At 31.4% G+C, this 13776-nt stretch carries 9 protein-coding genes; all 9 read left to right on the top strand.

The genetic code is table 11. The features are described from left to right. Positions 1 to 347 precede the first annotated feature (347 nt). The 9 genes from HGPB_RS07480 to cls all read left to right on the top strand — a co-directional run bounded on the left by HGPB_RS07480 (position 348) and on the right by cls (position 13709). A complete protein-coding gene (locus HGPB_RS07480; RefSeq protein WP_019133066.1) occupies positions 348 to 1487 on the top strand; it encodes an acyl-CoA dehydrogenase in 1140 nt (379 codons plus the stop codon). Positions 1488 to 1623: 136 nt separating this feature from the next. Next, on the top strand, positions 1624 to 3057 hold the full coding sequence (locus HGPB_RS07475) for a YjiH family protein (RefSeq protein WP_019133065.1): 1434 nt from the start codon (positions 1624 to 1626) through the stop codon (positions 3055 to 3057). Positions 3058 to 3270: 213 nt separating this feature from the next. Continuing rightward, complete coding sequence (locus HGPB_RS07470; RefSeq protein WP_019133064.1) at positions 3271 to 4698, top strand: YjiH family protein; 1428 nt, start codon at positions 3271 to 3273, stop codon at positions 4696 to 4698. Positions 4699 to 4840: 142 nt separating this feature from the next. Further along, a complete protein-coding gene (locus tag HGPB_RS07465; RefSeq protein WP_019133063.1) occupies positions 4841 to 6082 on the top strand; it encodes an L-cysteine desulfidase family protein in 1242 nt (413 codons plus the stop codon). A gap of 150 nt (positions 6083 to 6232) precedes the next feature. Next, positions 6233 to 7255, top strand: a complete 1023-nt coding sequence (locus HGPB_RS07460) for a CNNM domain-containing protein (protein ID WP_019133062.1) — start codon at positions 6233 to 6235, stop codon at positions 7253 to 7255. Next, positions 7252 to 8538: a hemolysin family protein gene (locus tag HGPB_RS07455; protein WP_019133061.1), complete on the top strand. Its 1287-nt coding sequence runs from the start codon at positions 7252 to 7254 to the stop codon at positions 8536 to 8538. The genes HGPB_RS07460 and HGPB_RS07455 overlap by 4 nt, the downstream gene beginning before the upstream one ends. 149 nt (positions 8539 to 8687) lie before the next feature. Then, positions 8688 to 10289, top strand: coding sequence for a Na/Pi cotransporter family protein (locus tag HGPB_RS07450; RefSeq protein ID WP_019133060.1), 1602 nt, complete (start codon positions 8688 to 8690; stop codon positions 10287 to 10289). A 102-nt stretch (positions 10290 to 10391) separates the two neighbouring features. Then, entirely contained in the window at positions 10392 to 12218 is a 1827-nt protein-coding gene (gene typA / locus HGPB_RS07445) for a translational GTPase TypA (RefSeq protein WP_019133059.1), read from the top strand. Between the two features lie 15 nt (positions 12219 to 12233). Then, positions 12234 to 13709: a cardiolipin synthase gene (gene cls / locus HGPB_RS07440; protein ID WP_019133058.1), complete on the top strand. Its 1476-nt coding sequence runs from the start codon at positions 12234 to 12236 to the stop codon at positions 13707 to 13709. The last annotated feature ends 67 nt before the right edge of the window (positions 13710 to 13776 follow it).

Raw genomic sequence — 13776 nt, 5'->3', positions numbered from 1 at the left:
AGTTGGAGAAATTCAACTCCTTTTTTTATAATCAATTTTACGTCAATTATTTATAAAATATAAAAAAATAAAAAAAATAAAATTTTTTCTAATAAAGCATTAAAAATTGACTTAAAGCAAATTATAGATTAATATAATTAGTGTTAAGTTTATTATATTTACTTGATAAGTATCTATAGTTGATTTTGTACAATGACAAGTGATATAAATATGCACATAAAGTCTTGAATACAATATAGTGAAAACGATTTTAAGACTTTACATAGTCTTGGTATTGACTTTAGATAAAAAGTGAATATAAATATTTTGCTTATTAAAGAAAGTAAGGATAAAGAGAGGGGAAAATTATGGATTTTGGATTTGATGAAGAATTAAAGATGATACAAAAAATCTATAGAGATTTTGCTGAAAAGGAAATTAAACCACTTGCTGAAGAAATCGACGAAGAAGAAAGATTTCCAAAGGAAAGTGTACAAAAAATGGCTGATAACGGAATGCTAGGTATTCCATGGCCAGAAGAATATGAAGGAGAAGAAGGAGACTACCTAAGCTATGTTATAGCTGTAGAAGAACTTTCAAAAGTTTGTGCTTCAACTGGTGTAACTCTTTCTGCACATACTTCATTAGGATCAGCTCCAATTTATGACTGGGGTACTGAAGAACAAAAACAAAAATACCTAACAAAACTAGCTAGTGGTGAATGTCTAGGTGCTTTTGGTCTTACTGAACCAAACGCTGGTACTGACGCTTCAGGACAAAGAACAACAGCTGTTAAAGATGGCGATTTCTATGTATTAAACGGTTCTAAAAACTTTATCACAAATGCTGGTGAAGCTGGAATCTATGTAGTAATGGCTATGACTGATAAAGAAAAAGGAAATCACGGAATTTCTTCTTTCATAGTTGAAGAAGGAACTGAAGGATTTACTATTGGTAAACACGAAAGAAAAATGGGTATCAGAGGATCTGCTACTGCTGAATTAATTTTTGATAATGCTAAAATTCCTGCAGAAAATCTACTTGGTGAAGAAGGACAAGGTTTCAAAGTTGCACTTCACACACTAGATGGTGGTAGAATTGGTATAGCAGCTCAAGCTGTTGGTATTGCACAAGGTGCTCTAGCAGTTGCAGTTGACTATGTAAAACAAAGAGAACAATTTGGTAGAACATTATCTTCTTTCCAAAACACTCAATTCGTAATTGCTGATCTACAAAATAGAATTGAAGCAGCAAGACTTCTAGTATATAAAGCAGCTTGGTTAAAAGACAACAAACAACCATACTCAGTAGCTGCAGCTCATGCAAAACTAAACTGTGCTGAAACTGCTATGTATGTAACAACTAAATGTGTTCAATTACTAGGTGGTTACGGATATACTAGAGAATATCCTCTAGAAAGAATGATGAGAGATGCTAAGATAACTGAAATTTACGAAGGTACTAGTGAAGTACAAAAAATGGTTATCTCTAGATCAGTTCTTAGATAATTTTAGATAAAATTTAATTTAAATTAACGAAATTGTAGGCTTGTCCTACAATTTCGTTTTTATAATAATAGACTTGCATATTTACATTACACAAGTCTATTATTATTTTATTTTTCAATTTAATAGGAGGCAAAATTTGGAAAGCAATAATTCAAAAAATACTGCAGAGTTTGAAATGTCAGAAGCCGAAAGAGTGGAACGTGAATTAAATGAAAAGGTTGGTATTAAGGTTGATTACTCATCAATAACACCTAAAAATCTTCTTAAGTTTTTAATTTTTTCAGGCATAGGAATTTGGCTGTTCTTCATACCAATGTATGAATCAGGTTCAGAGGCTGTAGTACCAATGGTATACCTTGTTGACCTAGCTAAGCAAGCGTTTGCAGATATTTTACATCACTTAGTAATGGTAGTTTGTATTGCCTTATCAATTACATATACAGTAGGCAAAATAAAACCAGACACTTATTTTGGAAAATTTCATAAAAAAGACGGATGGTTTACTGGACTTTTATATTATCTATCAGCAGTTTTTTCAACTATGATAGTATTTCAAGTTGGACCAGAACACATACTTAATCCAGAGGTAGGTGGATTAGCAATAGATCTTGCAGGTTCAACATTATTTACAGTAACAATAGCTGGTTGGTTAGTAACATTTTTAATTGAATTTGGCGTTTTAGAATTAATAGGAACATTAATTGAACCAATCATGCGTAGAGTATTCTTACTACCTGGACAATCTGCAGTTGATGCTTTATCATCATTCGTTGCAGCTCCAGCAGTAGGTGTATTTATTACAAACAAACTTTATAACGAAAACGTATACACAGAAAAAGAAGCTTGTTGTATCATGACAAACTTCTCAGTAGTATCACTAGGATTCTTCGCACTATTAGTATCAATCACAGATACACAATATATGTATGGTAATGCAGTTTTAGTATCATTAATAACTGTATTTATCCTAGCTGTAATAGTAATAAGAATTCCACCTCTTTCAAAGAAAAAGAGTCAATATAAAAATGGTGTAGCTCAAACAGCTGAAATGAGAAAAGCTGGAAAATATGATTCTAAAATCTTTAAGAAAGCTATAGCAGCAGCTACAACAAAAGCTTCAAATGCAAAATACTCTGTATTTATAACATCAATAGAAGATGTTTTAGCTTTTGCTTTAAAAGTAGTCACATTCGTACAAGCATTAACAGTGCTTTCAATGTTAATCTCTACTTATACTCCAGCATTTGAATGGATAGGTAAACCAATGGTTCCATACCTAAAACTTATGGGTCTTGAAAATGCTGAAGCAATAGCACCGGCTACACTAGTAGGTATAGCAGAAATCGCACTTCCAGTTATGACAATAGCAGGACAAACAATAGCACCAGCAAGTGTATTCTTTGTAATAGTTCTTTCAACAGTACAAATTATATTCTTCACAGAAAGTGCTAATGCAATGTTACAATCTGATGCAGGATTAAGTGTTGGTCAACTAGTTCTTATATTTATATTAAGAACAGTAATAGCAGTCCCAATAGTTGCACTATTTGCAAAACTATTGTATGCATAAATTAATTTTATAAGGAAAGTCTATACAAAATTTGTATAGACTTTTTTATTTTATTACTATTCGTAAAAATTTAATAAAAAATTAAATTGATTAATGGAAAAATTTATATTTTGCTATATAATATATATCATTGTGTGTACTTTTAAGAATGTAATCGTATGCAAATAAAATTAAGCAAGAAAATAACTTAAATTTTTAAGGAAGGATGAAAAAATGGAAGAAAAAGATATTCTTAAGGAAAACTCTGAATTAAGTGATGAGTCCAAGATTCAGAGGGATCTAGAAGAAAAAGTTGGAATACCAGTTGACTATTCAACTATAACATCAAAAAATATTATTAAATTTCTAATTTTTTCTGGGATCGGAATTTTCCTATTCTTTATACCATGTGTCGAGTCAGATGGTGAAACCGTTGTACCAATGGTATATCTAGTAAACAAATCAATTGAGTTAATAGGTGATTTTAAAAATTATCTCACTATGGCGGTGTGTATAATATTATCAATTACTTATAATATTAGTAAGTTTAATAAAAAAGGTAAACTTTATAAGTTTCATAGAAAAGATGGAGCTGTAACAGCTACCTTATATTATTTATCTGCAATATTTTCAATAATGGTAGTATTTAATATTGGACCATCTCAAATACTTGATCCAGAAGTAGGACCAACTGCAATCTCACTTGCAGGAAATACTTTATTCACAGTAACAATAGCAGGATGGTTAGTAACATTTTTAACTGAATTTGGTATTTTGGAATTTATTGGTACTTTAATTGAACCTGTAATGAGAAAAATATTTAAACTACCAGGACAATCAGCTGTTAATGCCCTATCATCATTTGTTGCAGCACCAGCAGTAGGTGTATTTATGACAAATAAACTGTATAAGGAAAATGTTTATACAGAAAAAGAAGCATCAACAATTATGACAAGTTTTTCTTTAGTTTCGCTAGGATTTTTTGCACTTTTAGTTTCAATTACAAATACAACATATATGTATGGAAATGTTGCAATAACTTCATTATTAGTAACATTTTTACTAGCTGTAATAATGGTAAGAATTCCACCCCTTTCAAAGAAAACAGATACTTATTCAAACGGATTTGTTCAAACTGAGAATATGAGAAAAGTTCAAAAATATGATTCTAAAATCTTTAAAAAAGCATTAGCTACATCAACAACAAAGGCTTCAGATGCAAAAATGACAGTATTCATATCAGCTATAGGAGATGCTTTATCATTTGCTTTAAAAATAGTAACATTTGTAATGGTACTTACTGTTTTATCAATGCTACTTTCTAAATACACTCCAGTATTTGATATCATTGGTATTCCAATGGTTCCATACCTAAAACTTATGGGACTTGAAAATGCCGAAGTTATAGCACCAGCTACACTAGTAGGTATAGCAGAAATCGCACTTCCAGTTATGACAATTGCTGGAAAACCAATAGCAGAAGCAAGTATATTCTTTGTAATAGTATTATCAACTGTTCAAATTATATTCTTCTCTGAAAGTGCTAATGCAATGCTACAATCTGATGTAAAATTAAGCTTTGGAGAACTAGTAGTAATATTTATTATTAGAACTCTAATAGCAACACCGATAGTTGCTGTAATTGCAAAAATGCTGTATTAAAAATTAAATTAATTTAAGTGGGTCTAGGCCCACTTTTTTTATTTTATACTGCTATATTTTTGTTAAATTTATATATTTGTATTAAAATAGTAAATATAAAAGGTAAATAGTTTTAATTTAAATAGATTTTATAGGAGGATTTATGGATTATAAAGAAGTCTTAAGAAAAGAGTTGTTGCCTGCGTTTGGTTGTACTGAGCCTATAGCACTAGCTTATGCTGCGGCTAAAGCAAAGCAGGTCTTAGGCCAAAACCCAGAAAAAATAATAGCAAACTTATCAGGAAATATGATAAAAAATGCTAATTCAGTAAAAGTACCAGGAACAGAAGGAAGACAAGGAATAGATATCTCACTTGTTGCAGGAGCTCTTTTAGGAGATGCGAACAAAGAGCTGGAAGTTTTAGCCAATATAGATAAGTCTAGACTTGCTGAATGCGACAAATTAATTGAAGAAGGAATTTGTGAGATAAACCATGTAACAGGAAAAGCAAATTTATATATAGATGTAATTCTTAAAAGTGGAGAAGACTTTTCAGAAGTTGTAATCGAAAATGATCACACAAACATAACTTTAATAAAGAAAAATGACCAAATATTAGAAAAAAGCAAGATAGAAAAAGTAGAAGAAAATAAGGTTGATTTTTCTTTTGATAAGATTTATGACTTTGCTAGAGATTGTGACTATTCTGATATAAAAGATATATTAGATATGCAAATAGAATATAATATGGCAATAGCAGAAGAAGGAATAGAAAACGACTGGGGATCTAATATTGGTAGTATTATATTAAAAAATGCAAATGGCGATGAAAAAGAAGAGATCGCAGCATATGCAAGTGCTGGATCAGATGCTAGAATGAGCGGTTGTGAAAAGCCGGTTGTAATAAATTCAGGATCTGGAAACCAAGGAATAACAGTAGCAGTTCCTATAATATACTATGCGAAAAGACATAATATAGAAGATGAAAAACTATATAGGGCTTTGATATTTGCAAATCTTATAGGCTTATATAATAAACAAGGCATCGGTAAACTATCTGCTTATTGCGGAGTTGTGAGTGCTGGATCATCTTCAATTTCTGGAATTGCAATGCTTAAGGGACATGATAGAGAAGTGATCAAAGAAACACTATCCAATGCCCTAGCTGTAAATTCAGGAATTATTTGCGACGGAGCTAAACCATCTTGTGCTATGAAGATAGCTTCAAGCATCAGAAATGGATTTTTAGCTATGGAACAAGCAGAATCTAACAATTCTTTCAAAGCAGGTGATGGAATAGTTAAATCAGATATAGATGAGACAATAAAGACAGTTGCTGCTATAGCAAAAGAAGGAATGAAAAAAACAGACGAAATTATTTTAAGAGAGATGTTAAACAACTAATTCTTTAGTAATTATCTTAAAATAAATATCTATATGGGATTTAATGCTAAAAACTTTATTTATCTTGTATAATATATAGGATAATAAAATTTAAATTAATAGGAACTCTCTATTTTAAGAGGGTTTCTTTTACAAGGAGATGGTAAATAGATGGACGGTGAGGGGTGGCCGAAAATCTTAATACTGCTTATGTTACTTTTTGCAGCTGCATACTTTGCATCAGCTGAAATAACATATGCATCAATTAATAAAATCAAGTTAAACAGTCTGATTGATAGGGATGATAAAAAGGCAAAAAATGTAAAATATATTTTAGATAATTTTGACAATGCCTTAATTAGTTTGTTGATAGGAAATAATATAGCAAGTATAGGCTTTGCATCCTTGGTTACATCATTAACAACTTATTATCTAGGAGCCAAGTATTTAAGCCTTATGACCATGGCAACAACTTTAATCATCTTTTTATTTAGCGAAATGATTCCAAAAAGTTATGCTAGAGAAAATTTGAACTATGCTTTAAAGATATCAACTTCACTAAAAATCGTGATGAAATTATTTAAGCCAATAAGCTTTGTATTCTTACTCCTATCAAGTTTTTTATCGAAGCTTTTTCCAAGCGCTAAGGGACCCGAGATAAATGAACAAGAATTATATGAAATTATAAAAATTGTTGGAGAAGAGGGTTCCATAACAGATGAAAAGCACGACTTAATGATGTCTGCCTTTAACTTTGATATAAAGACTGTAAAAAGCATATATAAACCAATAGATAAGGTGGAGTATATTGATAGGGATATGGAAAAAGATAAGATTCTAGAATTTCTCAAAGAATCAATATATTCGCGCTTTCCAGTTTATGATAAAAAAGAAAATAAATTTCTTGGTCTTATTCAAAAGAAACAATTATTTAAAGAATATATAAAAAATGGAGACTTTAATATAGATGATCTTTGCTATAAGGCTTACAAGACAGACTTAGATGAGAAAATAGATGAGCTTTTGCAGGGAATGAATAGCAAGAAAATCCACCTCGCCTTGGTTGAGGATGATAGTAAAAATATCATTGGAATAGTTTCTGTAGAAGATATATTAGAAGAACTTGTGGGAGAAATTTGGGATGAAGAAGATTCAACTCAAATTGAGTTATATAAGGAGGTCGCTAAAAAATGATCCTTTATATAGCTATAATCATTTGTATCATACTATCAGCCTTTTTCTCAGCTTGTGAAATTGCCTTTGCATCGGTAAATAGACTTAGGATAAAGACAAAGGCGAATGAAGGAGATCCTAACGCTAAGCAAGTTTTATATATAATAAATAACTTTAATGAAGCACTATCAACAATTTTAATTTGCAATAATCTTGTAAATATCATTGCATCTGCCATAACAACCTTAATAGCAATTGATTTAGTAGGAAATAATGCGACCCTTCTTGCAACAATTGTTATGACTGTTATTATATTAATATTTGGTGAAATAACACCAAAGCTTGTGGCAAAAAAAATAGATGAAAGATTTGTTTACTTTGCTTGTTGGCCATTGAAATTTCTAATGTTTATATTTAAACCACTTGTTGCAGCTGTTGCATTTATAATGAAACAATTAGAAAAAGTCTGGTCAGTTTCAAAAGATGAAAACAATATAACAGAAGAAGAACTTGCTACACTTATAGAAGATGTAGAAGATGATGGAGTAATAGACAAACAAAAATCGGATCTTATGCAGTCAGTTCTTGGATTTTTTGATATATCAGCTTCAAAAATAATTACACCAAGAATTGATATCTTGGCAATAGATATAGATGATGACAATGAAGAAATTTTACAAACGATTCTATCATCTCCCTATTCAAGAATTCCAGTTTATAAAGAAAACATAGATAATATAATCGGCATACTTCATGTAAATAGGTTTTTAGAAAATCTAGTAGATTCTAAAGAAGCTTGCAAAGATGTAAAAGAAGTTTTAAAATCGACCCTAATTGACACTTGCTATGTTTACGAGACAATGAAGCTGCAAAAAGTCTTTAAGATTTTAAATAGGGGAGAAGTTCAGCTTGCCGTAGTTACAGATGAATATGGTGGAACTATGGGCTGTGTGAGCATAGAAGATATTATTGAAGAACTTGTTGGAGAAATCTATGATGAAAGTGACAGCGAAGAAAATCTGATAAGAAAAATATCAGATGATACTTACAAGATAAGCGGAGAAATGTATATCAAAGATTTAGCCCAGGCCCTTGATATAGATGAAGAAATATTTGAAAGTAATCTAAATACAATAGGTGGATTCTTAATAGATAAAAATAAGGAACTACCCAAAAAAGGCTATAAATATAAATTAAAAAATATGACTTTTACAGTTATAAAAGTCGATTCAAATAGGATAGAGAAAATTTTACTTAAGATGTCTAAGAAAAAATCAAAAGGAAAAAATATAACAATCAAATAAAAATTAAATAATAAAGATAGAGAGCTTGTAGAAAATTCTACTTGCTCTTTTTTTTATTACAAAAGTAAAAGTTTTTTTATAAAAAATGCTTTTATTATTTAAAAAATTTACTTTATTTAGTATCATGATATTTGATATGGGAGGTATATATGGAATATAGTTATTTAATAGGATTGCTCGGTGGACTTGTCCTATTTTTATTTGGTATGGAGCTTATGAGTTCTGCACTAGAATTAGTTGCAGGGGGAAAGCTACATTCAACAATTGAAAAGCTCACAAGCAGTCCTCTAAAAGCTGTTGGAGTCGGTGCTATTGTTACAGCAATCATACAATCATCATCAGCAACAACAGTTATGGTAGTTGGTTTTGTAAATGCGAGAATAATAAGCATTACTCAAGCAGTCGGTATAATTATGGGAGCCAATGTCGGTACAACAATTACAGGTCAATTAGTTGCACTAGATATTGTAAAAATAGCCCCATTGTTAGCATTTCTTGGCTTTGTATTATATAAGTCAAGCAAGGATGAAAAGAAAAAATATATCGGACAAGTTATCTTAGGGCTAGGAATGTTATTCATCGGGATGAAAATGATGTCAGATGCCATGGCACCTTTAAAAGATAACCAAGCATTTATTTCTCTTTTAACAAAATTTAAAAATCCAATATTGGGAGTACTTGCAGGAACCATAATGACAGCTGTAATTCAATCATCATCCTCATCTCTAGGTATTCTGCAAGCTTTATCAAATCAAGGACTTATAGGAATTAGCTCAAGCATGTACATTATATTTGGATTTAATATAGGTACTTGTATAACATCAGTCTTATCAGCAATAGGTGCTAGTAAATCTGCACAAAGAACTTCTGCAATACACGTTTTATTTAACTTAATAGGTACAATCATATTTATAGTTCTTGCAAGATTTCTTCCAATTGATCAATTCATCATAAACATATCTCATGGAAGAGGAGCGACTGAGGCTGCAAATATGCACACCCTATTTAATATAGCTACTACAATTATGCTATTTCCTTTTTCAAAAGCACTTGCAAATCTTGCAAATAAGATCATACCAGGAGAAGACAAGGAAGCAGATGCACTTTCTCTACAATACATTACAGACAGAAACATGACAGAACCAAACCTTGCTATAACAAACGTTAGGGCTGAAACAAGAAGAATGTTAGAACTTGCAAAAACTAATTACGAACTTGCAACAGAAATCTTTAATGACTTCGATAGAGATAAGTATGACCAAGTTTTTAGAAACGAAGAGACAATCAACTTTTTAAATCAAAATATTACAAAATATTCAATAGATGTCCTAAGTGATAGGATGGACGATTCCTTAGCAGGAAGATTTTCAAGCTACATGAGAGTTGTAAGAGACATAGAAAGAATTGGCGACCACTTAAAATCTATAGCTGAATTTGCAAAATCAAATGCTGAAAAAAGTCTACCATACACAGACATGTCCTTATCTGAGATGAAAGATGTAAACCATGATATAGAAAACATATTTGATATTATTTATTCTGACATGGAAAAAGGACAAAAAAATCTTTCACTTAAAAAACTTAATAAAGACGTAGAAGAAAAATGTATAAAATACAGGGCAAGTCATATGGATAGGATGAAAGACGGACAATGCGATCCAGAAAGTGGATTAATATATGAAAAAGTGCTTATTTCCCTAGAAAGAGTGAGCTCTTACCTAACAAACGCTGGAAAGCTTATGGCGGTATAAAACCTATATTAAATAACTTTTATAAAATATTATCTGAAAACTTTTAAATAATATTTTTTATTTCTTGTGATATAATTCTAAAATAGGGGAGATGCAGATAATATGTCAAAAAGAGAAGATGTAAGAAATATTGCAATAATAGCCCACGTTGATCATGGAAAGACAACAATAGTTGATTCTTTACTTAAACAATCAGGGGTTTTTAGAGATAATCAAGTAGTTAACGACAGAGTAATGGATTCAGGGGATATAGAAAGAGAAAGAGGAATAACAATCCTTTCCAAAAACACCTCTGTAAGATATAAAGATACAAAAATAAATATAATAGATACTCCAGGACACGCAGACTTCGGTGGAGAAGTTGAGCGTGTTCTTAAAATGGTAAACGGAGTAGTCCTTTTAGTTGACGCATTTGAAGGTCCAATGCCACAAACTAAATTTGTGTTGAAAAAAGCTTTCGAACTAGACCTTGATGTTGTAGTTTGCATAAATAAAATTGATAGACCAGGAGCTAGACCAGAAGAAGTTGTAGATGAAGTTTTAGACCTATTCATAGAACTTGGAGCAAACGAAAGAGTTCTTGAAAGTCCATTTGTATTTACATCAGCAAAAGCAGGAATAGCAAAGCTAGACCTAGATGATGATGCAAAAGATATGACAGCTTTATTCGATACAATTCTAAAATATATACCAGCACCAGAAATCGAAGAAGATGGACCTTTTACCCTATTGATTTCAACAATCGACTACAATGACTATGTAGGAAGAATCGGCATAGGAAGAGTCGAAAGTGGGGTCTATAGAGAAGGCGACAGTGTAGTTCTTGGCAACTACCAAAAGGGCGAAGAATTTGAAAAAACAAAAATTTCAAATATTTATGAATTTGAAGGACTAGCTAGAGTTCCAGTAAAAGAAGCAAGAGCAGGATCAATAGTTGCTGTAACAGGAATTGAAGATATAAATATAGGAGATACCCTATCAGCAGCCGATTCTCCAAGCCTTTTAGAATTTGTAAAAATTTCAGAACCAACAATATCAATGAACTTTTCAGTAAATAATTCACCATTTGCTGGAAGAGATGGAAAATTCTTAACCTCAAGACAAATAAGATCAAGACTATTTAGAGAACTACAAACAGATGTAAGCTTAAGAGTTGAAGACACTGATACAACAGATAGCTTTAAAGTATCAGGAAGAGGAGAGCTACACCTTTCTGTATTAATCGAAAATATGAGAAGAGAAGGCTATGAATTCCAAATCTCAAAACCACAAGTTTTATTTAAAACAGATGAAAATGGCAAAAAATTAGAACCAATGGAAATAGTTACAATAGATGTATCAGATGAATTTGTCGGAGCTATAATAGAAAAACTTGGCAGGAGAAAAGCAGAACTTGTTTCAATGCAAGAACCAAACGGCGGCTACTCAAGATTAGTATTTAAGATGCCAGCCAGAGGACTTATTGGCTACAGATCTGAGTTTTTAACAGACACCAAGGGCAATGGTATCCTAAACTCAATCTTCGACTCATATGAGCCATACAAGGGAGATATACCAAGAAGAGTTGATGCATCAATAATATCATTTGATACTGGAGTTGCATCAAGCTACGGCCTACACAATGCCCAAGACAGAGGAGAACTATTTATAGAACCAGGCGAAGAAGTCTATGAAGGACAAGTAGTTGGACAATCTCCAAAAGGAGTTGAACTAGAAGTTTCAGTAACAAAAACAAAAAAACAATCCAACGTAAGAGCATCTGGATCAGATGAAGCCTTAAAACTTTCACCAGTAAAACAAATGAGTCTGGAAGATGGACTTGAATTTATAGAAGACGACGAACTTATAGAAGTAACACCAAAGACATTCAGAATAAGAAAGAAAATCTTAAATACACAAACTAGGTATAAATCTAAAAAATATAAATAATAAGAGGAAAAAAATATGATTGGACAATATGTTAGAGTTCTAGGCGAATTTATGCAAAGCTATATAATACTTTTCTTAATCAATTTCGCACTTAGTATGTTCATTGTATTTGTAGATAAAAAGAAACCGGTATCTACAATCTTGTGGGTAATGGCAATAAACTTTCTACCAATAATAGGCTTTATCCTATATTTAATTATAGGTAAAGACCTATTTGGTGAAAAAATGTTTGATAAAAAGGGAGTATTAAGCGCAGACCTTAGAAAAAATGCAGAAAATCAACTAGAAGAAATAAAAACAGGAGACCTTGAATTAAAAGATAGGACAAAACAATATCTAGAAATCATCGAAATGTTTAATAAGGGTGAGATGGAACTCATCTACACAGAAAATGACATAAAAAAATATAATGATGGAAGAGATATGTTTAGAGACCTATTCCAAGATATAGAAAATGCTAAAACATCCATCTACATCCAATCATATATATTAAAATCAGATGAACTAGGTAAAAAACTCTTTGAAGCCTTAAAAGCTAAAGTCAAAGAAGGAGTTGAAGTAATCCTTCTAGTTGATGGAATGGGTGGCAGAAACTTTAAAAGATCTGACATGAGAGACCTTGAAGAAGCAGGAGTTAAACTAGCTATATTTTTCCCGGGATTATTTAAGAGAATAAACACCCGTGTCAATTACAGAAACCATAGAAAAATTATAGTAATAGACCATAATATAGGCTATGTTGGCGGTTTAAATATTGGCGATGAGTATATATCAAAAAATAAAAGATTTGGATTCTGGAGAGATACCCATCTTAGAATAGTAGGAGATGCAGTTATAGGCCTTGAACTAAGACTCTTCTTAGATTATAGATTTGCTGCAAAGAAAAACGATGCTAAATTTATGACAACAATACCAGACTGTAGAAAAGAAAATGAAAAAGGCGACAAGGAAATTTGTATAGTAACAAGTGGACCAGACACCAAAGTAGACTCAATAAGAAATGGATACGGAAAACTTATCACAAGAGCAAGAAAAAGTATCTATATACAAACACCTTATTTCATTCCAGACACAGGTTTATATAATGCCTTAAAATGTGCAGCCCTTGCAGGTTGCGACATAAATATAATGATTCCAAACAAAAGAGACCATCCCTTTGTACATTGGGCATCACTTTGGTTTCTAGGAGATCTTTTACAATGGGGAGTAAAAGCTTACCTATATGAAGGAGGATTTTTACACGCAAAAGTTTTATTGTGCGATGACTATCTTTCAAGCGTAGGAACTGCAAACTTTGACATAAGATCTTTCGAACTAAACTTTGAAGCAAATGCTTTTATATTTGATGAAGAATTAAATAAATCTTTAAAAGAAGACTTTATGAACGACGTAAAAAAATCAACACAACTAACCCAGGAAATATACGATCAAAGATCAGCCTTCGTAAAATTCAGAGAAGGAATAAGCAGATTGCTTGCACCAATACTATAATAAGAGCCCTTAGGGGCTTTTTTTATTGCACTTTTATTTAAAAGATTATAAACAAAGATTTAGATTA

The organism is Peptoniphilus obesi ph1 (assembly GCF_000311865.1).
GTDB lineage: Bacteria > Bacillota > Clostridia > Tissierellales > Peptoniphilaceae > Peptoniphilus_E > Peptoniphilus_E obesi.
This window is presented reverse-complemented; position numbering and strand designations above follow the sequence as displayed.

Excerpts from the sequence above, each read along its gene's own strand:
- HGPB_RS07465 (WP_019133063.1), top strand. The coding sequence starts at position 4,841 with ATGGATTATAAAGAAGTCTTAAGAAAAGAGTTGTTGCCTGCGTTTGGT.
- HGPB_RS07450 (WP_019133060.1), top strand. The coding sequence starts at position 8,688 with ATGGAATATAGTTATTTAATAGGATTGCTCGGTGGACTTGTCCTATTT.
- HGPB_RS07480 (WP_019133066.1), top strand. The coding sequence starts at position 348 with ATGGATTTTGGATTTGATGAAGAATTAAAGATGATACAAAAAATCTAT.
- cls (WP_019133058.1), top strand. The coding sequence starts at position 12,234 with ATGATTGGACAATATGTTAGAGTTCTAGGCGAATTTATGCAAAGCTAT.
- HGPB_RS07455 (WP_019133061.1), top strand. The coding sequence starts at position 7,252 with ATGATCCTTTATATAGCTATAATCATTTGTATCATACTATCAGCCTTT.
- typA (WP_019133059.1), top strand. The coding sequence starts at position 10,392 with ATGTCAAAAAGAGAAGATGTAAGAAATATTGCAATAATAGCCCACGTT.
- HGPB_RS07460 (WP_019133062.1), top strand. The coding sequence starts at position 6,233 with ATGGACGGTGAGGGGTGGCCGAAAATCTTAATACTGCTTATGTTACTT.
- HGPB_RS07470 (WP_019133064.1), top strand. The coding sequence starts at position 3,271 with ATGGAAGAAAAAGATATTCTTAAGGAAAACTCTGAATTAAGTGATGAG.